Genomic DNA, 24,626 nt, shown 5'->3' on the forward strand with positions numbered 1-24,626 from the left:
CATGACTCAAGTATTCAGCGCTAATGACAGCGCGCGTTGCTGCCGCTGCTGGCGACGAATCGACAGCGCCAACATCAAGGCAAGTAGTAACACGCCGCCCCCTAAGAGCATGTCGAAACGGCTCGAGGTCGATGTTTGTGGCAAAACGCCCATTGGCTGCCACCCCAAGGGTAAATGCTGGCGCACCACTGCATCGCGGCTTATCGCATTAGTGGTGATGGGCGTTAAATCCACCGCGACCAAACTGGTATAAGGGCTGACTAAGTGATAGTTCAGCGACAGCGCCGTGACCTGCTCTTTGACCTTGTCATCGTTAGCGCCGTTTTTACTCAGCTCTAACGCCGCAATCTGTTTGCGCGCCCAGAGTAAATCGAGCCCGGCTGCTGGCTGCGCTACATCAGTTGCAGAATGGCTTGCGCCATTGGTTTGTAAAGATAACGACTGCTGCCAATTTTTATGGCCCTGACGACCGGAGATCACCAGTTCCTGAGGCTCACGAGGATGGCGCTTTAGGCTAATCAACACCGGTTCACCGCGGTAAAGATCGGGGATTGGCGCTGGCCAGTAGTCAGGTACAGATCCATCGTCAAAGCGCACCTGTAAATCGGTGAGTACCGGATACTGGATTTTGCCCAGTAATTGGCTAATCTTTTGCTCCACTTCATCCACATCACCAATGTAAGTAAAAGTGCCGCGCCCAAGTTCAGCCGCACGCTGCATAAAATGCGAGTTCGGCGCCGAGCCAATACCGACGGTGAAAAGACGGTTGTCGCCGATTTGATTGCGGATTAACTCAAATAGCGCCGATTCATTGCCGACGGAGCCATCGGTCATAAAGATCACTTGTCTTAGCGACTTATCCTCAGCCGAAGCTTTGTTAAACGCCTGCCTTGGCAGCGCGGCATTTAAAGCCAGCGCCATTTCGGTGCCACCATCGGCCTGCAAACGATTCACAAACTGACGCGCCTTGTCCAGATTAGTCGCTGTCGCGGGCAGCGGTGTGGACGATAATAAAGACACATCGGAGTTAAATTCGATAATGTTAAAACTGTCCTGTGGCCTTAAACCGCGCAGCGCATAACGCAGGGCATTTTTCGCCTGAATGATGGAATCTCCCGCCATCGACCCCGAAGTATCAATCACTAAAATAAGCTCACGGGGCAAGTTAACTCGTTCACTGGCCTCGACTTTGGGCGGCAGAACCATCACTAAGCTGTAGTTATCTGTATTGCTACTATTACCAGTTGGACCTGTATCCGCACTCGCATTGTCGTCCTGCGTCGTATGGGTTTTGCCCGCTTGGTTGAATACCCAAGCCACGGGACTCGTGCCCTGCTTAAGACGCCATTGCAGCACAAAGTCACGATTGGCGGGCACGCGATTAGCTAAGGCCGCCGTCAGTTGGCCCTGTTTTTCCGCTATCGTAATGGGATGATACGGACTCACCACGGCTGATTTTTCCACGTCGTCACCAAGCTTGACCTTAATATCGGCCTTGAGCACGGGATCCGCCTCACTATTGGCATCGCGGTTCGGGGCGATAATCCGGTCGGCATCGAAGACTTGGCTGCTGGTTACACGCTCACTCTGGTTCCCACCGAGTGTTAGGCCTGAAATATAGCGCGGCGCCACCACCAGCGGAAAACGTAGGCTAAAGAGACCATCTTCATAATGAATGGTTTCTTGATAGCTGATTTCGACCACCAACTTTTCAGCGGGAGCAAGGTTAGCGACTTCGGTCGTGAACATATTGGGCCGTTCTTGACTGACTAGACTGGCGCGTTTCCCTTCGGCTTTGGCCTGTTCAAAAATCTGTTTTGCTTGCTCTTTTAGGTGAATTTGACCTTCGATGATCCGCTCACCAATGTGTAAACGCAGTGAGTCTACTGCCGCCTCATTGGGTAAAGGGAACAGATAGCGGCCATTGAGGACAAATCCCGTTTGATTACTGAAAACCTGCTTTACGCTCACCCTATTGGTTAACCCCGAGACCTGCATCGACACTTGCGTGTCCACGGGTAAAGATGGCATTAAACGGCCGCTGGCGGTTTGATACACCAACATCCCTTGGGTGACATCATCGAAACTAAAAGCTGGCAATGTGCTCGCCGTGTGTTCTTCGAAGGTCGCCGCAATATTTTGTGGTGCCGATAATGTGCCCACACTGTTTGGTGAAGCTAACACCGCAAAGGGGAGCCCCCAACAGATGGAGGCGCCGATCATTAGCATCGCCAGTGTTTGACAAACTTCTTTTACCCTTTTCCCTGTGATCATCACAAAGGCTCCTGATCTTGATTGAATACGATTGATATTGTTGAATTATTCGGTCACGCGGCTCGCCATCAGCCCTTGGTTAGGCTGCATGGTCAGAGTGACTCGGCGATCGAACACATCGGATTCACTGTCTTGCTGATCATTGAGTGGCATTCCGGCGCCGAAGGCTTGGGTGGTGATCCGCTCGGGGGCTACGCCTTGTTTAATCAAGTAGCCCCGCACTTCTAACAAACGTTGCTCCGAGAGCGCTTGGTTGTAGGCCAGATCACCGCGGCGGTCGGCATAACCTTTCAGCTCGAGATTGGACTCGCTCAAGCGCTTCATCACCTTGGCGACATTGTCTAATTGGGGCAAAAAATGGCTTTCAAGCTCCGCAGAGCCAGTACGAAACTGCACATTCATACCCAGCGCCAATTCACTAAACAGTTGTTGTTGCTCGGCGAGCAGTTCATCGAGTTGCTTTTGGGTTAAGGCGTATTCGGCGGCGCGTTGCTCGCTAGCCTGTTGTTTGGCCGATAAGCTCGTCAATTGTTGACGCTGCAAGGCAATATGTTGTTGCTGAGTTTTAACCATGTCGGTATCAGATACCGACTGGCCGATTAAGGTGCCGGTAAATCCGCCGATAATGGCGCCAACGGGGCCACCCACTAGGGCGCCAAGTAGCGCTCCGCCGCCAAGACCTATCAGCGCTTCGCCGTCATCCTCCTCTTGCTCAATCATTAGCTCTATCTGTGGCTCTATGAGCAGAGGTTGATTTTGAAGCGACACCTTTGCCGATACATTGGCGATGGGCGCGGCGAACACACTTAGGATCAACATATTAATCAGCGTCTTTTTCATCATCTCATTCCTTTTGATTTGTGCTGCGTTTACCCGCCTAAGTCATTAGCGCGTCGGGTAAAACGGAATGAGCGTATTAAACACAAGTGCCATGGCATAAGCGGGGATGGAAAATGGCAATGCGACTATCAATTGTGGCAACAAAATGGCAATTGCATTCGGGAGCTTTTCTCAGAAATAAATTCCTGTATAGTCACGAAAACTTATCCCCAGCAGTCAATAGGAAGATGGCTAAATGAAACGTATCGCCATTGTGGAAGATGAAGCGGCCATTCGCGAAAATTACAAGGATGTGTTGCAGCAACACGGTTACAGTGTGCAAACCTATGCCGACAGGCCATCGGCCATGTTGGCGTTTAATACCCGTCTGCCGGATTTAGCCATTATCGATATTGGCCTTGGCAATGAGATTGACGGCGGTTTTATGCTGTGTCAGTCCCTACGCGCCATGTCAAACACTCTGCCGATCATCTTCTTAACCGCGCGGGATAGCGATTTTGATACTGTGTGCGGCCTGCGTTTAGGCGCCGATGATTACCTGAGCAAAGAAGTGAGCTTCCCCCATTTGACCGCTCGTTTAGCCGCGCTGTTTCGTCGCTCTGAGTTAGCCACCAGCCAAACACCACAGGAGAATTTACTGGAGCGCGGACCGCTCACCATCGATGCTAATCGAATGCTGGTTTCTTGGAATCAGATCCCGATAGAACTCACAGTAACCGAGTTTTGGATGGTGCACGCCCTTGCCAAACACCCGGGGCATGTCCGAAGCCGCCATGAGCTGATGCAGGAGGCGAAGATTTTTGTCGATGACAGCACTATCACCTCCCATGTGAAGCGCATCCGTAAGAAGTTTATGGCTGCCGCGCCCGAATTTGATTGTATCGATACCGTTTACGGCATGGGCTATCGCTGGGACAGCCTAGCCTAAACCATGCCCAATAGCAGATTAGCCAGCATTCTATGACACGTTTTCCCTTCGGTCTTCGCACTAAAGTCATTGGCCTTAGCCTGTTTTTACTCTGCCTACCTTGGCTGGGGTACCAATATGTGTGGGAGATGGAAAAATACCTGCGCCACGGTCAGGAACGCACCTTAGAGGGCACCACCCAAGCCTTAGCGACCGCCCTGCACGAGCGGCCGAAACTGTTCGATGGTCAAGCCAGCTTTTTAAAACAGGTTGAAAAGAGCCGCGATCTCTATGCTTACCCCCTAGCTGGCGCCATTCTACTCGATGGCAAACTCAATGAATGGCAGGAATATCAGCACAGATTTATCCAATACGGCGAGGCGAATCTCATCATGCGTGCCGATCCCAGCGCGCCGCTCACCTTAAGTTTTACCCATATGGTGGGTCAGTACGATGGTTATCTGTATGCCTTTTTTCAGGTGGTCGATCCCAATGTGGTGTTTCGTGGCAAAAATGCCTTAAGTGTCGATAGGAACGATCACCTGTCGATTGCGACCCTTGCTCCCGACAATAAATTTAAGCGTTATATCGTGGCTACGACCCAGCCCGGTTGGATCAGTGCCTTCGAGCTGCCCGCCAATCCTAAACAAACCGTGCCAGTGACACCCGAGGTGCGTATTCAAGGGCAATGGGCGACCACGGATGTGGGCTACAATATCGAACTGCGTATTCCCTTAGACATGGTGGGCAGCAAACTGGGGTTTGCCATTGCCGATGTGAATGACAGCAAATACCGCGATATCACAGCCGTTGTCGGCACCTCCGCCTTAGATACCGTCGACAAACTCGGTACAGTCTTAGTGCCATCACCCGAAATTGAGAATATTATCAAAGGGATGAGCCACTATAGCTCGCGGATTTGGGTGGTCGATAAACACGGCCGTGTGCTCGCGAAGTCTGGCGATATCCGTGACAGTAACAGTGTGTGGACGCGCACCCTCGATGATGAAAATAGCAACTCACTATGGCAGCGGTTTCAGCGCGACTACCTACACCCACTCTACTATAAAATCCTCACTAAACCGCCGAAGGATTTTATCGATTCCCTACAGGACTCGACCGAGCTAGACGGTAGCCATATTCAAAAGGCACTTGCGGGACAACAAAGCTCAACGTGGCGACTGACGCCGGACAATAAAGCAGTGGTGCTGGCGGCCGCCAGCCCGATTTGGATTGATAACAATGTGATGGGCGCAGTGGTGGCCGAAGAAACCACCCACGGTATTCGCACCCTGCGTAACCGCGCGCTGGAAAAACTGTTTAACGTGATCCTGACCATTATGAGTATGGGCACCTTAGCGCTGTTTTTCTTCGCCTCAAGTATTTCGAATCGTATCCGCAAACTGCGCGATGAAGCCGAGAATGCCATCGACAGCCAAGGCCGGGTGCGGAACCATTTAAAACCCTCTAAGGCGCGGGACGAGATTGGCGACTTATCCCGCAGTTTTGCCAGCATTGTCGGCCGTTTGGGCCAATACACCCATTATTTGGAGAATATGTCGTCACGCCTGTCCCATGAACTACGCACGCCGGTGGCAGTGGTGCGCTCCTCTTTAGAGCACTTAAATCTGCAAACCTTAGATAAAGATACCCAAAAATATGTCGACCGCGCCCAAGAAGGGGTAAGCCGTTTAAGCATGATTTTGAACAATATGAGTGAGGCAACGCGCCTCGAGCAGAGCCTCACTCAGGCCGATGTGACTAAGTTCCCGCTATCCCAAGTGGTGAGCGGCTGTATGCAAGGCTATCAAATGACCTACCCTGAGCAGCAATTTAGCGTCAAAGTGCCTGAGCAGCCGTTGATGATGCAGGGCGTGCCCGAATATATCGCCCAATTGATGGATAAACTTATCGCCAATGCCATCGAATTTTGCCATCAAGGCAGTGCGATTGAAGTGACTCTCACCCAAGTTGGCAAACAAGCCACATTGCTTATCAGTAACTTAGGGCCGCAGTTGCCAATCGACATGTCGGAGCAGATCTTCGATTCCATGGTCTCGGTGCGGGTCAATCAAGCCCAAGATAAACCTCACCTCGGCTTAGGTTTATATATTGCGCGGCTTGTGACCGAATTCCACCAAGGGAAAATTTTGGCCCGCAACCGCAGTGAAAACGATGGGGTCGATATTCTGGTTACCCTGCCGCTTAGCTAATACAAAGACTTACAACTTGAGGCAAACTCATCTGTTTGCCTCCTGCCATTTTCACGGGCAGATGCTAAGATGACGGCCATCACAATGGATAACAACATAAAAACTGACTCGCCAAGGTAAGCCCTATGACAGATAAACATCAGCTAGCCACCCAAATCGTCAGCGTCGGTCGAGATAAAAAATGGACCAAGGGTGTGATTAACCCGCCCGTATTTCGCGCATCCACTATCGTCTTCGACACCATGGAAGATATGCGTCACGCCGCCAAAAACAAAACCAATGGCGAAATGTTTTACGGCCGCCGCGGCACCCCGACCCATTTTGCGTTTCAGGCGGCGATCAGTGAGCTCGAAGGTGGCGTAGGTACGGCGCTGTATCCCTCGGGTGCAGCAGCGATTAGTGCTGCTTTATTATCGTTTTTACAGGCGGGCGATCACCTGCTGATGGTCGACAGTGTTTATGAGCCGACCCGCGATCTTTGCAGCCATATTCTGGCGGGCTTTAATATTGAGACTACCTATTACGATCCCCTGATTGGTGAAGGTATTCGCGCGCTTATCCGCCCCAACACTAAGGTGCTGTTTTTAGAGTCTCCTGGCTCCATCACCATGGAAGTACAGGACGTCCCGACCCTATGCCGTATCGCCCATGAATATGGATTAGTGACTATTCTCGACAACACTTGGGCCTCGCCAATCAATAGCAAGCCCTTCGAGATGGGTGTCGATGTGTCGATTCAAGCCGCGACCAAATATATCGTCGGTCACTCTGATGTGATGATTGGCACCGCGACAGCCAACGAGAAACACTGGCCGCAGCTGCGTGAGCGCAGTTATTTATTGGGACAAACCACTTCCCCAGATGATGTGTATCTCGCCACACGCGGATTACGCACCCTAGGCGTGCGCATGGCGCAGCATGAAAAAAATGCCCTTAAAGTGGCTAACTGGTTGAAAACTCGCCCCGAGGTTGACCATTTACGTCACCCCGCCTTTGATACCTGCCCAGGACATGCGTTCTTTAAACGCGACTTTAGCGCATCAAATGGTTTGTTTTCCTTTGTATTAAAGCAAGGGGATCAGGAGGCGGTGACCGCGCTCGTTGAAAATATGCAACATTTTAAAATGGGTTTTTCTTGGGGCGGTTATGAGAGTCTGATCCTAGGGATTTTCGGAATTGAAAAAATCCGTAGCGCCACTCAATGGGATGCAAGCAAACCATTGATCCGTGTGCATATTGGCCTAGAAGATCCCGATGATTTAATTGCCGATCTCAGTGCGGGCTTCGAGCGCTTTAATGCCGTATTTGCTGCCAAGGCCAAATAAGGCTTAAACAACTTATATGTTAAACAATGAAGGCGGGAATTATCTCGCCTTCATTTTGCCCCGCCTTCGTTTAACCCCACCTTATTTTGACTTCGGCTTTACCCACTTTTACTGTTTGGCTGCGCCGCACTTATTGCGGGGTCAACCCACGCCTGAGAGCCGTATAAAGGCACGGTCGATAAGGCATGCTTGTGGCTGCCATTAGTCTCTTTGGTTGAATAAGACAAATACAACAGCGTTTGATTGGGCGCATCGTAAATTCGGCGCACTTTTAAAGTTTTAAATAAGATGCTTAAGGATTCGGTAAACACCACTTCGCCGTGTTTGCTCTTATCGATTTTGGCGATATCGGCGGCGGAAATCGGCCCCGTTTGACGGCAGCTAATGCCCATATCGGAGGGATCGGCAAAATCAAGATTCGCTTCGATACGGCTAATATGGCAGGTCACGCCGGGGATTTTCGGGTCATGCTTGGCATCGATAATCACGTCTTTCGTGGTAAATAAACCGAGGCTCACTTTACCTACGTCATCGCCGCAGCCCGTGAGCAGTGTCCCCGCCAACGTCACGGCCAGCAAAGACATTAAAGCCTGATTAACTTTCTTCATCTGTTTATCCTTATTCATCATCCTATTGAGCAAAACACTTTTGTGCCCAACGCGTTAAACCAGCCGTCACCGAACCAAAGTGATCCCCAACCACCACAGGCGTATCGGGATAAAGGCTAGTGATTTTAGCGTAAATTGCTGGGCTTCGTGCGGTACCGCCCGTCACATAAATCACATCGGGTTGGCACTCATAGGTTCCAGCCTCGACAGCCAGTTCTTCAGGTGCTAATCCATTGCCAGCAAGACTCTTGGCTGCCTGAGTCAGTGCTTGGTGCATTAAGGCTTCTATCTTAGTCAATGACGGTTCAATGGCATTTTCAAAACAATCGCGACTCACTTCAACATTGAGCTTGGCTTCAATAAATTCCAGTGGACTTTCAGTTGTTTGAACCTCAGACAAGGCTATTTTAGCCCGCTCGGCTAAACGTACAATTTGGTAGCTTAACTGTTGTTGCTGCACTTTGAGCAATCTTTTTAATAAATGTGGCTGCTCAGCTTCTTTGATCAGTTCATCTATCAACTTGCGAGTGCTTAAGGTGGCAAACTCACGCTGGGCACTGATATCGTTAACGGCAACCGCATTCCAAAAGGGATTACTCGGCATAGGTTTACCATTACTCATCAGCGAACCTAAACCAAAGTGCGGCATAAAGGCATTCATCGCCAATGCGATATCCAGATCGTTACCACCAATACGCTGGCCGCTGTGGCCAAGACAATCGGCACTGCGATCGAAATTCGACTGATGCTTAGGCCCCATTTTAACTACAGAACAGTCGGTGGTACCGCCACCGACGTCGACTACCAGTACGGTTTGATCGGATTTGAGGCTGGCTTCATAGTCCATACCCGCGGCAAGCGGCTCAAACAGAAATGCCACATCGACAAACCCCGCCCGTTTCGCCGCTAAGGTTAAAATAGTCTCGGCTTGGCGGTTACTCTCTTCACCACCAATGCCCTGAAAGTTCACTGGGCGACCAATCACTGCATGGGTAATGCTGGCTTCGCCTGCGGATGTTACGCCCTTTTCGGCGAGTACGGCTTCGGCGCGCATTTTAATATGCTGCATCATTAAAGTGACTATGTCTTCAAACAGGGCAACTTGCTCGGGTCTAAGGCCAGTTGCACCTAAAAAGGATTTTGGCGAACGGACATAAAAACCTTCTTCGGGCATTTCAAGATACGCGGCCACGGCCTGCTCACCCACAAACACCGCTGGCGTCTCGGCATCGAGATCTAATTCATGACGTACCATACGGGCGCGGCTTAATTGCGCGGCGCGCTTTTGGGCATAATCGGCTTTTAATTCTGTGGGAAGAGCGCGATAAACGGCTTCGGCAATTAACTCTCGGTCCATCGCATATAGCGTTGACGGTAAATAAGTTGAATCGGTGGATATTGGTAAGAGTGATACTTCATCTCCCTGCATGATCCCAACGGCACAGTTGGCACTGCCATAATCAAATCCAACAAACATCCGCTTACCTCTAAGTCATACCACAATAAAAAGCCGAGCACGTTAACACAGTTTGCCTCAATCCCAAAGAAAGCCTAGTGCATATCCTACCCTTTACCTTGTAAACTCGTGACTAGCCAACGTTAAGTTAAAGTCACATTTTTGTCACAATGGTCATCAATCTGACATATTCCGTTCGTATCTTTATGGACTTATGACTTTCGCCCGAAGGGGAATTTGCCTTTAAATCCCTTCATTTGTAGCAGTAAATCTGATTGCACTCCGATGTATGAATGCTATTGTATACTGCGCCATGACGCTTGCTTAAAGGAGCTGTGCAGTGTCCCCGAATACCGATAAACTGTCGATTGATAAAGAACTCTCTTGGTTGTCATTTAATGAGCGAGTGCTGCAAGAGGCCTGCGACCCCAATGTGCCGATTGTTGAGCGCGTGCGCTTTTTGGGTATATTCTCCAATAATATGGACGAGTTTTTCCGGGTGCGGGTCGCAGCAGTTAGGCGCTCTATATTACTGTCTTCCCTGCAGGAAGGGCGTAGTAATAGTCGTCACTTAATGGCAAAAATTCAATCCAAAGTGATGGCACTGCAGGAGCGTTTCGACAGTATCTATGCCGAGCTGATGCGCGAATTAGTTCGCCGTAATATATTGTTAATTAATGAAAAACAATTAAGCGACTTCCATAGTAACTGGCTTAAAAAGCATTTTCGCGATCATTTTAAACGTCATATCGCGCCGCTTATCGTCAATAACAATCGCGACCTCGTAAAACATATCAACGATGATGCAACTTACCTTTGCGTATGCTTATACACTAAGTTGCGCAGACAATATGCTCTCGTAGAGGTACCCACCAAAAATGTCCCGCGTTTTATCGAGTTACCTGCTGAAAAATCTAAAGCCAAAAAATACCTGATCCTGCTGGATAATATTATCCGCCACTGTGTGGATGAGTTGTTTGGACCGTTTTTTGAATACGATGCGATTGAAGTTTATTCGATGAAGCTCACCCGCGATGCGGATTTTGATATTACCGATGAGCTAGAACAAACTCAGCTAGAAAAAATGACCAAGGGTCTGAAAAAGCGCCTGACGGCTGAACCTGTGCGTTTGGTATACGACAAAGAAATGCCCGAACATATGCTTGAAATGCTGAAGGAAAATTTAAATATCAGCTCTACTGAATGTTTGATCCCAGGCGGGCGTTACCACAGTTTCAAAGACTTTATTGGCTTCCCCAACCCCAGCCGTGATTACCTCGAAAACGAGAAACTGCCCGCGCTCAATAGCTCGGGCTTTGGCCGCAGTGCCAACAGTTTCGATGCGATCAAAATGGGCGATATTATGCTTAATTATCCGTACCATAAGTTCTCCCACTTTACGGAAATGGTACGTCAAGCCGCCTACGATCCTGCGGTACGGTTTATTCGCATCAATCTGTACAGGGTAGCGAAAAAATCCCATGTGATGCAGTCACTTATCGATGCAGTCAAAAATGGTAAACAAGTCACTGCGGTAATAGAACTACGGGCTAGATTTGACGAGCAATCCAACATTGAATGGACGCGAGTACTCGCCGAAGCCGGCGTAAAGGTCCACCATGGGATCACCAGCTTAAAAGTACACTCTAAGTTGTGCTTAATTGGCCGTGAAGAGCAAGGCGAAATGAAGCTTTACTGCCATGTCGGCTCAGGCAACTTTAACGAAGGCACGGCACGGGTCTATACCGATTTGTCCCTCTTTACCGCCAATCAGGAAATCGCCCGCGAAGTGGAGCAAGTGTTCGACTTAATTGAACATCCCTACCGCCGTGATAACTTCCAGCATTTGATTGTGTCACCCTATGATGCGCGACAAAAGCTCACCCATTTGATTGATAAAGAGATTGTTAACGCCCAAAGCCATATTAAGGCGGCGATTACTTTAAAATTGAATAACTTACTCGATGAGTCTCTAGTACAAAAGCTCTATGAAGCATCAGCTGCGGGCGTCAAAGTCAAATTATTGATCCGCGGAATTTGCTCGCTGATACCGCAAATTCCGGGGATCAGCGATAACATCGAAGTTTACAGTATTGTCGACCGCTTTTTGGAGCACTCTCGGGTGATGCTATTTCACGCGGGTGGCGAAAATAAGTTGTTTATTTGCTCCGCCGATTGGATGAGCCGCAATATTGATAACCGTGTTGAAGTGAGCGTACCAATCTATGATCCGCGTCTAAAACAAATGGTGATGGATATTTTATCGTTACAATTCAACGATAATACTAAGGCTCGCATTATCAATAAGGAACAGAGTAATCCTTATCGTAATCGCGGTAATAAACGTAAAGTGCGTTCTCAAATTGCCATTTATCAATATCTGATTAATTATGAAAGGCGGTTACAGCAAGAATTAAACGCCCAACGGGAAGCTGCAAAGCTTGAAGCAGAGCAAGCACAAGCACTGACTCTCGATCCCGCATTACAGGCCAAAGCCAGCTAACGCTGGCTTTATTTTAGTCTCGATTGCCTAAGGATAATCCGATTGGTTGCCACACATTCACAGCCGCGACACTTTGTCGCCATCGACATGGGCTCAAACAGTTTTCACTTGGTTATCGCCCGAGAGCAAGACGGCAGTTTGCAGATATTACACAAAGAAAAACAGCAAGTTCAGTTAGCGACAGGCCTCAATGCGCAAAATATTCTCAGTGCTGATGCTATCGAACGCGGCCTAAATTGCCTACGGGACTTTAATCAGCGTTTTTCAAACCTCGACCAAGCGCAGGTACGCTTAGTCGCCACCCACACCTTAAGAGTAGCTAAAAACCGTGAGCAGTTTATTGAGGCAGCGCTGCGTATTATGCCCTATCCAGTGGAGGTGATTTCTGGCCATGAAGAAGCACGGCTCATTTATAACGGCATTGCCCAAAGCCAAGTACTTGGGAAACGTAATATCGTTATCGATATCGGTGGCGGCTCTACCGAAGTAGTGCTCGGGCAAAAAAATACCCCTACCCATTTATCGAGCCTACGCTGTGGCTGCGTGAGTTTTAATGAACGCTTTTTTATCGATGGCCAAATTACTCCAGCGTCGTTTCGCGGGGCGCAAAGCGCTGCCGACAAACAATTTGCTTCACTGTCGAAGGAATATTTCAGTGGCGATTGGGACTTAGTGCTCGGCAGCTCTGGCACCGTAAAAGCTATTTGCGAAGCAATCCAAGAAGAACATGGTGATGAAATCGTCACCCTCGCCCGCCTCAAACAATTAAAGCTGAAACTGATTAAGTGCGGACACATCAGCCAAGTGCACTTTGCCAATGTCGATGATAAACGCACGCCGCTAGTGCCTGCTGGCCTTGCGATTTTAATCAGCTTTTTTAGACGTTTACCCATTGAGCAATTGGAGTTTAGTCCAGGCGCCCTGCGCGAAGGCGTGCTCTACGAATTAGCCAAAATCGGTCAATATCAAGACATTCGCCACCGCACCGTTGACAGTATTGCCCAGCTTTACCATGTGGATATGCCCCATGCGGCTAAAGTGCGTGACACCGCCATGGCGCTGTTTGAGCAAGTCGCCGATGAATGGGGATTAAGACCCCATGCACGCTTACTATCCTACGCTGCGACCCTGCATGAAATTGGGTTACACATCAACTCCAAGGCATTACATAAACACGGTGCTTATATCATTAGTAACAGTGATTTACCGGGTTTTAGTGAGGCGCTGCAACAGGATTTAGCCAGACTGATCGCAAACCACCGTAAGAAACCCAATCAATTGCTACTGGCCGAATTAGAGCTTAGCCACAAACTCACCCTCATTCGTCTCGCCTGTCTACTGCGCTTGGCGGTGTTAGTGCATTTAGGCCGAATTGCCAAAGCCCTAGTGCTTGAGAAAATCCAAGTGATTCCAGATGGCCTCATGCTAGTGCTACCCAGCCATAAACGTAAAATTAGCCTGTTTATGAAGGATTTGCAGCGGGAACAGAAACAAATGGCGTCCCTAGGGATGCAGTTGCGTTTTGTTTCAAGCCTTGAGCAGCGCCAAGAGAAACCGTAAGAAGTAAAAAGTGGCATGCTAAACAGCATCGCCAGTGAATAAAAGCATTTCATCCCTCAGAGACATTGAGTGCTCTAAGGGATGAGCTGATAAACGCCTTATGCTATTTATCCCCCTTCCCTTGAGGTATCTCGAGCTTATCAAGCTCACAACCACAGCGATTACAGTAGGTTGCATCTAAATCATGACCCATTTTATGGCATTGATTACAAGTACGCAGATCCCTATGCCGTCCCGCTTCTTGGGAAATTTCAGCGGTTAAAATGCCCGTAGGGATCGCAATAATGGAGTAACCCAGCAACATGGTAAATGCGGCAATCGCTTGGCCTAGTTCGGTTTTCGGCGTGATATCTCCGTATCCTACCGTCGTGATGGTCACAATAGTCCAATATACTGACTTAGGAATAGAGCTAAAGCCATTCTCAGGCCCCTCAACGACATACATCACGGCACTTAATACCATGATGATTAAACTCACCGAAAAGAAAAATAGGAACACTTTACGGCTAGATTGCATCATCGCCTTAAGCAGCAAATTACCCTCGCTTAAGTAGCGCAGTAATTTAAGCACCCTAAAAATCCGAAAAAGTCGCAGCACACGAATCACTAAGGTGAAATTAGCTCCAGGAATAAAGAGCGCTAGATAACTAGGCAGTACCGATAATAAATCCACTAACCCATAAAAACTGCGGGCATACAGTACAGGATGGGTCGCGCAATAAAGCCTCAAACCGTATTCAACGGTAAAAATCAGCGTAAACACCCACTCTAACACCCGAATAATGTGTCCATAATCCCGATGAAACGCTTCCACTGTATCAAGAAACACCAACGCCACACTCAGTACAATACAAATGATCAGACCAAGATCAAAATAACGGCCTGCGGGTGTATCGGTACCAAAAATAATGATGCGTAACTTACGTTTAAATGGGCTTTCAGTGTCCAGTTTTTCAAGCGAATGGTTTGACATTGGGGAAAACATCCTTGCGGTAAATAGCGTTATCTGCTCCTAATTTCCAAAGTCTGCCATGCAATTGCTACTCGCTCAAAATTATCTACTCACATTGGCAAAAATTTGCGGTATGATGCGCAAAAAAAGCGTTAACAGCGTCATTTTAGAGGAAGACATGCGCGTACCACTACTTTCCAAATCCATTACTGTGGCATTAACTCTCGCCGCACTGATTTCTCCCCAAGTGCTCGCCTCATCGAGTATTGGCAAAGTCGATTTAGTGGTAATCACTAAGTCTGAATCCAATATGGCCTTATTAAGGGATGGCAAAGTCCTGAAACAATACCGCATTGCTATGGGTGACTTGCCGACAGGCCATAAGTTGACTGAAGGAGACCAACGTACACCGCAGGGCCGTTATATTCTGGACTATAAAAAGTCCGATAGCGCCTATTATAAGTCCATCCATATTTCTTATCCGAATGAAGAAGATAAGTTAAGAGCCAAGGCGCTAGGGATCAGACCCGGTGGCATGATCATGATCCATGGCCAGAACCCACGCTCGCCTCTCCCTCCTGAGCAAGCACAGCAATACAACTGGACCGATGGTTGTATCGCCATTACTAACGCCGAGATGGACGAAGTGTGGAAAGCCGTTGATGAAGGTACACCCATCGAGATTTGGCCCTAAGCCATCACAGAATACGCCCAGTTAAATGGGCGTTTTTATTTGTGTTACCTGCTTTAAGGATTTTTGATGTCAACAGCAAACACAGAAGCTAATGTATTGAGCTTCAAAGCATTAGAACAGACATGGCCTGAATTTGAGGCGAAGATATTGGCGTTTCTAGACCAATTGGGCTTAGCAGATAAAGCATTGCATTGCGATCATGTCGCCCTGAGGGTGAACAGTATCGCCGCTGCCGATGCACTCAAGCAAGCCTTAAGTGCCCGCGGGCGGATCATCTCGGATAATCAAATTAATGGTCGCACAATCCTGATCATTGAACTGGATAAGCCCTTAAGACTCGGCAACTTTAGCATCGACTGTGTCGAACTCCCCTATCCTGGCGATACCGTTTATCCTCAAGAAGGCTGGGAGCATATCGAGCTGGTATTGCCATCCACTGCACAGGACTGCGACAGTCTAAGCCAAGAACTGACTCATTTGAGCCCCTCACTTGTGCCATTACTCCAAGGGCATTCGGTATCCTTAACCGAAGCGCCAATAAAAGTGAAATTTAGCTCGCCTAAGGGCGATAAAGAACGCTTAGCTAACCCCACCATCGCCTTTAAACGAGCCGATGTCTGTATCAAAATCCACCCGCACAGCATTAAAGCAGTTATCGCCAGCGAACAGGCGGAGATATAAGATCAATCGAGGCGCAAACCGTTGACATTAGGAATGTGACAGCAATTCCAATGACTTATAATGGATTGCATTAAACAGGCAGTTTGCGAAAAAATCAGCAGCAATAACGGTTGAAATAGCCTAGATTCAAGCTATTAACACTTTGGTTAGTGATTAGGTTTTCTCGATTTTGTGTTATCGACCACGGAAGTCGCCGATGCGCATTGCCGTGATACCCATAAGGATGCAGCACATGAAGCCACATAAGCACGAGGCACAGCTACTCAAACTCGCCCTCGAAATTGGGATCGGCTACGCCAAAAAACGCGGTTTTGATGACTTTGACAAGGGTGTGTCGCCCAAGGATAAAGTGGAATGTATTTATCGACTTTTAGTGACCGATAATCTGATCCAACCCTTAGCAAAAGATAAAGAAGACGGCCCGAATATGAAGCACAAACTGGTACTGTGGATCATCCGCCATCTGCCGACAGATCATCCTTTATTGCAATAAGCGCTCAAACACAAAAACAGGGCGCCAATGATTGGGTGCCCTGTGTGGAAATAAGAAATAGACGCGGGAGTTACTTCGCGACTTTTTGCACTTTCTGTGCTTTTTCCGCCGCCAACACAGTGGCCATCGGTGGCACTATGGTTGTCGGATCGAGGCGCATTTGGAACCAATTCAATCGCCAATCTAAATGCGGACCATTCGCTCGCCCTGTCGCCCCAACTTCAGCCACAGCTTGCCCTTGCTTAACGGTTTCGCCCGCATTCACATAGAGTTTGCTTAAGTGTAAAAAACTTGAACTCACGCCATAGCCATGGTCGATAACCATAGTCCCGCCTGAATAAAACATATCGGGAACCGACAGGCTAATCACCCCATCGGCGGGTGCGACCACCACAGTGCCGGTTTTCGCCGCCACATCCACACCAAAATGTGGGTTGCCAGGCACATCGTTATAAATACGCTGACTACCATATACACCCGAGATCCTGCCGGTTAATGGCCAAATAAACGATTGTAAAAACGCGGTTTGTTCACTAAAAGTCCCGCGTGCCGCTTTGACCTGCGCCGTATCCTTTGCTGCTCGCTCCTGCGCCACGGGATCGGGCTTCATAATCTTATTGCTGATCCCTTTAACATTCTGAATATTGTACTCTCGCTTCTTGATATTTAACGGTTTAACTTCAGTTAAGCCATCGGGATACATCAAACGTAATTCTTGAGTCAGCTGCGCATCCCTCTCAAAACCAAAGGCAAAATGACCATCAGGCGTCACTTTAACGGCCTCACCATTAAGACTTACCTGCGTACCCGCTGGGGCTTTACCACGAATTAACGCACCCTGTTCAAATTTACCGTCAAAACTCACTTGTGCTTGAGTCGATAAGCTAAACAGGGTCAAAAGTGGCAATAACGCCGCCTTACAAGTGCGCGATAGCATGTTCGGCAACGTTTTTAACAACTTAGGTAGAGCCTTAGGTACAGCGTTTAGCATATTTTCAAAAATCCTTATTCAAACAATAACGCCCTAAAGATTAGGGCGTTAAAAAATCGACAGGGTTAATTCCCTTTGGTCACTATGGCGCCTTTACCCACACCTTCGTAGGCAATCACAGTAAACTGGCTTGAAGGCACTTTCGTGGCTAAAGTGGTTGCCATATAGTCTGCCAGCAATTCGACCGTGGTATCGTGCGGGATCAAATCACAACATTCCTTGGGCATCGCCAGCTGGAAATCCCCCTGAGGCGCTTGATAATGGAAACCATAATGGCTGTCATCGCTGATCCGCGTTTGTGGCGATAGGTTTAACGTCTTCACCGAGACTAAATCCTCTTCGCTACCGAGGTAGATATCGTGCCAACGCTTGGCCCAATACTCATCCCATTTCGGCGCGGACACTCCATTCTCAAACACTTGTACTGGGCTGCGATGACCATGGGCAATCCGCTGGCAATTACCATCGTGTTTACGCAAACCATGGCTGTAGTGATAGTAAGGCGCGTTCAGGATCTCATGCCTTAAAGTGAGGCTAATTCCTTCAACATTATCAGGCAGAGTTTCCCGTAGGGCTTTTTGCAAGAAGGCATTGACGCTTGGAATATCAATCTGTTCCGATGGAACGAGTGCAAAGGCTTGGGAAGGACAAGCTAAGTGGATCTCACCGAGCGCGCTTTCAAAATCCATCCACACCCGATCGCCCTGCTGCTGCCAACGCACGCCGCTGCAGGCGGTAGGCACCAATAAACGATGGTCCGCCACCGCATCAATCGTGTGCTTAATAGCACGTTTGACCTTGGCAAAATCGAGCACCATATTTTGCTCGTCTAAACCGCCTTCTAATACGACATCGACAATCCAGCTTTCCCCCACCATGCCACGCTTAGGGCACAGGTAAGAAAAATCGATCACGGTTAAATCTTTTACAAACAGTTGCATTGACTCTCCTCGGCAGAAAAACAGTCCGCCTTAATAGGGATTGCGCCACTTAGCGATGGCCGAGCACGCTCACTTGGACAGACACCAAGCTTACCCAAATAATAAGGATTCTAATCAATTCTGCTTCGCCCTGCGACAAATGAATCCTTTCTTAGATACTTTTTATCTTAAGACATGTGTAAACGAACTTGAGCCCACCATTGTTTGCTATCGCAATGAGTAACAAACACGAAATAACGCAAACCGTTTAATCGGCCATATCGTGACCGACAGATAGTTTCAGCCGCACACTAATAGACACTACAGATTAGCAAGCAAACCCCTAAACGAAACACCGCAAACCCTACAGAGTTAATCGAGTAAAAACAGCGAATTAGCTCACAAAAATCTAATCAACAACAGCGATAGACCCAATCGAAACAAGGCGTTATCCCTAAGCCATTTTAGTCGTTACTATCGCCCTATAAACCATACAACTAACAAGGTTAATAAGGGAGAAAACCAGATGACAAAACTTACCGCTATCGCGATAACCCTCACAGCTATAGTAGCGAGTAGCTATGCCGTCGCCGCCGAACCGATTGAAGTAATTTCCCCAGCAAAAATCACTGAACCCGAAAAGGTGGAACTGGGTAAAATGCTGTTTTTTGAACCAAGGTTGTCTAAATCAGGTTTTATTTCCTGTAACTCTTGCCACAACCTCTCCACCGGCGGCGTGGATGCCCTGCCCACATCGATTGGTCACCATTGGCAAGAAGGCCCAATAAACTCTCCGACCGTGCTAAATGCTGACTTTATGCTGGCGCAATTCTGGGATGGCCGCGCCAGCGACTTAAAAGAACAAGCCGCGGGCCCAATTGCCAACCCCAAAGAAATGGGCTTTACCCATGAACTCGCCACCGAAACCATTGCCTCAATGCCCGCTTACCGTGCCCGCTTTGCCAAGGTTTACGGCGATGAAAAAGTCGATATTGACCGCTTAACCGATGCCATTGCCGCCTTCGAAAAAACCTTAGTCACGCCAAATAGCCCATTCGATCAATATCTATTAGGTAAACAGGATGCGATAAGCAGCGAAGCCAAAGCGGGTTACCAACTGTTTAAGGACAAAGGCTGCGTCAGCTGCCACAACGGCCCTGCGGTCGGTGGCACTATGTTTATGAAGATGGGCTTAATCAAACCATTCCACACCAATAATCCTGCCGAAGGACGTAAAGGTGTAACGGGTAAGGATGCGGATAAGTTTGTGTTTAAAGTACCAACGCTGCGTAATATCGAGCTCACCTACCCCTACTTCCACGATGGCAGTGTATGGACGCTCGAAGAAGCGGTAAATACTATGGCGGATATTCAGTTAGGGCAAAAGCTTACCGACAAGGAAACCAAGGAAATGGTGGCGTTCTTAAATTCACTGACAGGTGAACAGCCACAGATCACCCTGCCGATCCTACCGCCATCGAATAAAGAAACTCCGCGCCCAGAACCTTTTGCGACGGGAGCAAAATAAGGGTTAAATCTAAGAAGCATTTAGCATAAAACAAAGGCCGAGGATAAACTCCTCGGCCTTTTTGTTTAATGCTTGGTGCTTAAAAAGCTGACGCTTAAAGCTTAAGCGATATTATCCCAGGCGGCTTATTCGCCCTTAAGACGTCTATCTAGCTGATCTTTTAAGTTTGCTGGCACGCCTTTAATCAAAATTGTGTCGGAAATCGGATCGTAAATCACTCGCTGACCCAAATGCCCACCGTCAAAACTTATCGTCACGCCACCACCGGTGCCGGAGAATTTCTTTAATTGTCTTAGGGTCGACTTATCCGCAGGAAATTCTTCATCCAGCTCATAACTGCCACCACGGGCAAAGTCATAGAAAGACTCCATACCTTGATCGGCAAGCTCATCCGCTAAATCTTTGATCTCAATATCGGCGCCTTCGTCGAACCGCTCGGAGCAATATTCAAACACTTTATTACGACATTGCTGGCGTTCTTCTTTGGTCAGGTCACTACTGGCGACAAAGTCTTCAACCGCGTTCATCAAGGTTTTGTTTTGCGCCTTGGTATTCACCCCTTCGACACAGCCCATAAAGTCGAGGAAAAAGTCAGCGACTTTACGGCCCGCACGCCCACGGATAAAGGAGATGTACTTGCGAGAATCTTTATCAGCCTGCCATTCGGTGAGATCGATTCGCGCAGCCAACTGGATATTGTTTAAATCCAAATGGTTATTTTGTGACAGCTCCATATCATCGAGTACCGTCATTGACGATTTTGCACTGAGTAGCGCCACAAACAAATAATCACTCGCCATGTTGGTGTAGCAGGACATCAACAGGAATCCGCCTTGGCTAAAATCATATTTGGCCAACTCTTCCTGCAACAACTTACTGGCTTGGCCGGTAAATTCGACAAAACCTAAATCCCCTGCACGGTATTCCTTTAGCGCATTGGCAAACGCCGGATTAGCCTCACCATCATCACCGTGAATACCAAAATAACCGAATCCTTTGCCGGATTTGCTGGTATAAGTCTGATGCAACTCTTCGAGCATCATCTCGACAGCCTGACCGTTCAGCAGAGGTTGAGGACGTAAACGGCAGCGTAATTGACCCTGACTGTCCTGGGAAATCTCGTGAATAATTGCTTGTTCGATGTTAATACTCATAAGCCCTGATAGTGATGCTGGAATAAATCCGCTATTATATGCCGCTAATCCATTCCAAAGTGAAACATTTTTTGATTATGGCAATCCAATCGAAATACTCAAACGCACAAGTTGAATCATTAATCGCCGAAATTTTAGCGGTACTCGAAAAGCACAAAGCTCCTACTGACTTAAGCCTGATGGCGCTAGGCAACTGTGTCACTCACCTGCTCGAGCGCAAAGTGCCAAGCGAATCTCGCCAAGCGGTCGCCGAACAATTTGCGAAAGCGCTCGCACAATCGGTGAAATCCAATTAAGTTAGTCGAGTAACAATGATTAAAACAGCATAAGATACAACGCCTTTTAGGAATAAGCGGATCACTATGGTCGAGCGAAAAAAACAAATGAGCCGCGATCGCGTATCGCGACTTATCAACTGGGGACATTGGTTCGCCTTCTTTAATGGCCTATTGGCTATGATCGTCGGCACACGCTATTTAAGTAGTGTGGGTTATCCCGAAACCTGGTTTGGCTGGGGCTATCTCGCCGTCAGTACCATTGGCCAGTTCAGTTTTCTTGCTTTTATCGCCTACTTGATCTGCCTATTCCCACTGACCTTAATCTTACCTTACTCCAAGATACTCAGAGGCTTAGCAGCCGTTATTGCGACTTTAAGCCTGTGTATTTTATTGTATGACACGATTGTTTATGCCGATTACGGCATGCACTTGAGCCCCTTCGCCTTTGATTTAGCCTGGGCCGATTTGAGCGCCCTACTCCACGGTACGTCCTATATCGTCACGCCAATCGCCATTTTGGTGATTGAGCTAACGGCGGCGAACTTCCTGTGGAAACGGATTGAAAAAATCCAAAAACTCAATCTTGGCAATAAAGTCATAGCCTTTGTTGGAGTATGCTTTGTTAGCAGCCATTTGATCCATATTTGGGCAGATGCCGCTGATATCACCGAAATCACCCGTTTCGATGACACGTATCCGCTGTCGTACCCCGCAACGGCTCGTAGCTTTATGGAAAGCCACGGCATTGACGGTTCATCCCAAATCGATGATGACGCAAATCATGCCACTAATGTGCTCAGCTATCCTATCCAGCCACTGCAATGCCAAGCAGATAATAAACCAAACGTATTAATGCTAACCATCGACAGCTTACGTGCCGACATGGTGGACGCCAAAACCATGCCGTTTTTGCATCAATACACCTTGCAGAATCAGCATTTTACTCACCACTACAGTGGCGGCAATCAATTTAAGACGGGCATGTTCTCCCTACTTTATGGTTTACAAGGCAGCTATGGCGATGCACGCATCTTCAATACTACAAGTCCAATCATCACCCGCAGCTTTAAGCAGGCAGGTTATGAACTAGGCTTGTTTATCCCAGAAACCAATCTGAATTTGCGTGCAGCCCAGGCCATGTTTAATGACTTTACCCCCGTCATTGCCAAAGAAACCAATGGCAGTGCCGAGGCGGATATTCTTAGTGTTGGCCACTTTACACAGTGGCAAAGCGTGCAACAACGTCCTTGGTTTGCTCTAGTAAACCTTAAAGCACCCGAGAATTTTGATACACCGGTAGGCTTCCTCGGTATCGAAACTGTCAAAGCCGATGCGAATTTACAACCCGCGCAAAAGGTATTATTTAACCAATATCGCCAATCATTGAATTTTATTGATAAGCAAATTCAATCGATTGTAAGTCAATTACCTAGCGATACCTTAGTGGTGATCACCGGCGTCAACGGCAAAATGTTTACCAGCAATAGTGACGAAGCGCTGCGTAATTTGTCACCAGATAGCGTTAGAGTCCCACTGGTTATCCACTGGCCAAATGTAGGAGCTAGCACGGTTAACTATCGCACTAGCCACTATGGTATCGTTCCCACTTTAATGACCCATGTCTTAGGCTGTACCAATAACCCCACAGACTACAGTGCGGGCCGTAGCCTGTTGCAACCAAGCCAAGAAACCTGGATTTACATCGGTGACAGTCGCATTTTTGCCATTTACCAACAGTCGGAAATCACCGTCATCGACCGCCATGGCAAATACCGCATTTACGATGAAAACTTTGAGCACAGACTGCACAAAAAGATGAGCGCACCTGAGCTTATTCAAGTGATGCGCGAAGGCAGGCGCCTTTACAATCACTAAAAAGTATTTTACCTCAAAGCCCTAAATCACTTAGGGCTTTTTGTTTTAACAATTTCATTGCGAGTAGCGTGTTGCAAAGCCAACAACTTGATCACATTAATCACACCATGACTAAACTAATATCAGACAGTTAGTCCATTAAATGCTAAAATAACTATATGACTCATAAATGATATTTTTATTTGGCTGATTTCATTCCATGACTCTTATTAAAAACGATCAGAATCAAGCCTTTGACGCCATTCATACTATCCTCAACAGCCTAGATGCGCTGGTCTACGTTTCTGATTTACACAACTATGAGCTACTGTATTTAAACGATTATGGAACGGCCATTTGGGGCAAACCCGCCGGTAAAAAGTGCTATCAACTCCTCCAAGCAGGCCAAAATAGTCCCTGTGCTTTTTGCACCAACCACAAACTGATTGGTCCCGAGGGCGACGCCACTGGTGTACATGTATGGGAGTTTCAAAATACACAAAATAAGCGTTGGTACCAGTGTCGAGATCAAGCGATTCGTTGGACCGATGGCCGCCTAGTTCGGATAGAAATCGCCACTGATATCACTGAACGTAAACACATGGAACAGGCATTAATCGAAGCTAAGTTCATCGCAGAACGCCTTGCCAATACCGACGAGCTCACAAAACTCTTCAATCGCCGCGCCTTTTTCCATTTTGGGCACCCTACAGCACATCAGTCAGGCCAAGCGCTAGCGTTTATTATGTTTGATATTGACCATTTTAAGCGCGTCAATGATCAATGGGGACATGCTACAGGCGATGCTGCCCTTATCCATATCGCACAGCTGACGCAAACTAAACTGAGAACAAATGATATTCTTGCTCGTTTAGGCGGCGAAGAGTTTGGGCTGATTTTACCCAACACCCAACATGAACAAGCATGGCAAATTGCAGAGTCGATTCGCCATGGATTTGATACACAGCCACTTTACCTTGATGGACACACCATTCATTGCACCGCAAGCTTCGGCATATCATCCTTGATCTTGCCTCAAATCAATCATCCCGATGAAGCACAAGCACTCTTGGAGACTCTATTCAATAATGCCGATCAGGCCATGATGCGAGCAAAGCGCACAGGCAGAAATCGAGTCTGTGATGGGGAATCGTCACTGTAGATAAGTTTCAACCATTTAAGAAATAGTTTAGCGTCTATTATCATGCTTTATATGGAGAAACATAGCGGGTATATTTAACACTTACAAGAATACCTAAAAGCTATGTTTTTCTCTAAATTATTACCATTTACTAAAATTAACAAAACTCTAAAAAAACATTCATGAAAACAATAATTGAATAAAATAAATTAGTTAATAAACACTCCAGCGTAATGCACAGCTACTTATCGACA

20 protein-coding genes are annotated in these 24,626 nt (G+C 47.7%); 12 read left to right on the plus strand and 8 right to left on the minus strand.

Translation table 11 applies throughout. The features are described 5' to 3' along the window. Positions 1-6: 6 nt before the first annotated feature. Both MMG82_RS15585 and pdsO read right to left on the minus strand, forming a co-directional pair. Positions 7-2,274, minus strand: a complete 2,268-nt coding sequence (locus tag MMG82_RS15585) for a marine proteobacterial sortase target protein (RefSeq protein ID WP_241407070.1) — start codon at positions 2,272-2,274, stop codon at positions 7-9. A 45-nt stretch (positions 2,275-2,319) separates the two neighbouring features. Beyond that, complete coding sequence (gene pdsO / locus MMG82_RS15590; protein WP_241407071.1) at positions 2,320-3,117, minus strand: sortase-associated OmpA-like protein PdsO; 798 nt, start codon at positions 3,115-3,117, stop codon at positions 2,320-2,322. 232 nt (positions 3,118-3,349) lie between these two features. Here pdsO and pdsR point away from each other — a divergent pair, with 232 nt between their 5' ends. From pdsR to MMG82_RS15605, 3 genes are all read left to right on the plus strand, one after another. Continuing rightward, positions 3,350-4,042 carry a proteobacterial dedicated sortase system response regulator gene (gene pdsR / locus MMG82_RS15595; RefSeq protein WP_023268247.1) on the plus strand — a complete coding sequence of 231 codons (693 nt, stop codon included), beginning with the start codon at positions 3,350-3,352 and terminating at the stop codon, positions 4,040-4,042. A gap of 32 nt (positions 4,043-4,074) precedes the next feature. Next, positions 4,075-6,234, plus strand: coding sequence for a proteobacterial dedicated sortase system histidine kinase (gene pdsS, locus MMG82_RS15600; protein ID WP_241407072.1), 2,160 nt, complete (start codon positions 4,075-4,077; stop codon positions 6,232-6,234). 125 nt (positions 6,235-6,359) lie between these two features. Continuing rightward, positions 6,360-7,559 carry a cystathionine beta-lyase gene (locus MMG82_RS15605; RefSeq protein WP_047538058.1) on the plus strand — a complete coding sequence of 400 codons (1,200 nt, stop codon included), beginning with the start codon at positions 6,360-6,362 and terminating at the stop codon, positions 7,557-7,559. Between the two features lie 98 nt (positions 7,560-7,657). Here the strand turns inward: MMG82_RS15605 and MMG82_RS15610 are convergent, their stop codons facing one another. Together MMG82_RS15610 and yegD are read right to left on the minus strand one after the other, a co-directional pair. Beyond that, positions 7,658-8,167 (minus strand): CreA family protein, encoded by a 510-nt coding sequence (locus tag MMG82_RS15610; RefSeq protein WP_156143192.1) that lies wholly within the window; start codon positions 8,165-8,167, stop codon positions 7,658-7,660. 22 nt (positions 8,168-8,189) lie between these two features. Continuing rightward, positions 8,190-9,644: a molecular chaperone gene (yegD, locus tag MMG82_RS15615; RefSeq protein WP_241407073.1), complete on the minus strand. Its 1,455-nt coding sequence runs from the start codon at positions 9,642-9,644 to the stop codon at positions 8,190-8,192. Between the two features lie 319 nt (positions 9,645-9,963). On the opposite strand from yegD, the gene ppk1 reads away from it, so the two are divergent. Beyond that, positions 9,964-12,126 (plus strand): polyphosphate kinase 1, encoded by a 2,163-nt coding sequence (gene ppk1 / locus MMG82_RS15620; RefSeq protein ID WP_173944698.1) that lies wholly within the window; start codon positions 9,964-9,966, stop codon positions 12,124-12,126. Positions 12,127-12,168: 42 nt separating this feature from the next. Next, the gene (ppx, locus tag MMG82_RS15625; RefSeq protein WP_144375053.1) at positions 12,169-13,686 is read left to right on the plus strand and encodes an exopolyphosphatase; all 1,518 of its coding nucleotides are present in this window, start codon (positions 12,169-12,171) and stop codon (positions 13,684-13,686) included. A 103-nt stretch (positions 13,687-13,789) separates the two neighbouring features. Here ppx and MMG82_RS15630 read toward each other — a convergent pair whose 3' ends face one another. Next, the gene (locus tag MMG82_RS15630; protein ID WP_037418109.1) at positions 13,790-14,659 is read right to left on the minus strand and encodes an ion transporter; all 870 of its coding nucleotides are present in this window, start codon (positions 14,657-14,659) and stop codon (positions 13,790-13,792) included. A gap of 157 nt (positions 14,660-14,816) precedes the next feature. On the opposite strand from MMG82_RS15630, the gene MMG82_RS15635 reads away from it, so the two are divergent. From MMG82_RS15635 to MMG82_RS15645, 3 genes are all read left to right on the plus strand, one after another. Continuing rightward, positions 14,817-15,332, plus strand: a complete 516-nt coding sequence (locus MMG82_RS15635) for a L,D-transpeptidase family protein (protein WP_050991306.1) — start codon at positions 14,817-14,819, stop codon at positions 15,330-15,332. Between the two features lie 66 nt (positions 15,333-15,398). Next, positions 15,399-16,013 (plus strand): VOC family protein, encoded by a 615-nt coding sequence (locus MMG82_RS15640; RefSeq protein ID WP_172587315.1) that lies wholly within the window; start codon positions 15,399-15,401, stop codon positions 16,011-16,013. Between the two features lie 232 nt (positions 16,014-16,245). After that, positions 16,246-16,506, plus strand: a complete 261-nt coding sequence (locus tag MMG82_RS15645; RefSeq protein ID WP_011626406.1) for a DUF5062 family protein — start codon at positions 16,246-16,248, stop codon at positions 16,504-16,506. 70 nt (positions 16,507-16,576) lie between these two features. On the opposite strand, the gene MMG82_RS15650 is transcribed toward MMG82_RS15645, so the two are convergent. Further along, complete coding sequence (locus tag MMG82_RS15650) at positions 16,577-17,497, minus strand: M23 family metallopeptidase (RefSeq protein WP_241407074.1); 921 nt, start codon at positions 17,495-17,497, stop codon at positions 16,577-16,579. Positions 17,498-17,562: 65 nt separating this feature from the next. After that, a complete protein-coding gene (locus MMG82_RS15655; protein ID WP_037426454.1) occupies positions 17,563-18,438 on the minus strand; it encodes a 6-carboxytetrahydropterin synthase in 876 nt (291 codons plus the stop codon). Between the two features lie 505 nt (positions 18,439-18,943). Here MMG82_RS15655 and ccpA point away from each other — a divergent pair. Next, positions 18,944-19,945 (plus strand): diheme cytochrome c5 peroxidase CcpA, encoded by a 1,002-nt coding sequence (gene ccpA / locus MMG82_RS15660; protein ID WP_047534893.1) that lies wholly within the window; start codon positions 18,944-18,946, stop codon positions 19,943-19,945. A gap of 125 nt (positions 19,946-20,070) precedes the next feature. Here the strand turns inward: ccpA and yejK are convergent, their stop codons facing one another. Then, positions 20,071-21,099, minus strand: coding sequence for a nucleoid-associated protein YejK (gene yejK, locus MMG82_RS15665; RefSeq protein ID WP_037418093.1), 1,029 nt, complete (start codon positions 21,097-21,099; stop codon positions 20,071-20,073). Between the two features lie 77 nt (positions 21,100-21,176). Here yejK and MMG82_RS15670 point away from each other — a divergent pair, with 77 nt between their 5' ends. The 3 genes from MMG82_RS15670 (at position 21,177) to MMG82_RS15680 (ending at position 24,393) form a co-directional block, all read left to right on the plus strand. After that, complete coding sequence (locus tag MMG82_RS15670; RefSeq protein WP_011622981.1) at positions 21,177-21,395, plus strand: YejL family protein; 219 nt, start codon at positions 21,177-21,179, stop codon at positions 21,393-21,395. Positions 21,396-21,461: 66 nt separating this feature from the next. Then, positions 21,462-23,252, plus strand: a complete 1,791-nt coding sequence (locus tag MMG82_RS15675) for a DUF3413 domain-containing protein (protein ID WP_047534904.1) — start codon at positions 21,462-21,464, stop codon at positions 23,250-23,252. A gap of 199 nt (positions 23,253-23,451) precedes the next feature. Continuing rightward, complete coding sequence (locus MMG82_RS15680; protein WP_172590845.1) at positions 23,452-24,393, plus strand: GGDEF domain-containing protein; 942 nt, start codon at positions 23,452-23,454, stop codon at positions 24,391-24,393. Positions 24,394-24,626: the final 233 nt, after the last annotated feature.

Origin of the sequence: Shewanella sp. MM_2022_3, assembly GCF_022557375.1 — a bacterium.
Taxonomy (GTDB): Bacteria; Pseudomonadota; Gammaproteobacteria; order Enterobacterales; family Shewanellaceae; genus Shewanella; species Shewanella xiamenensis.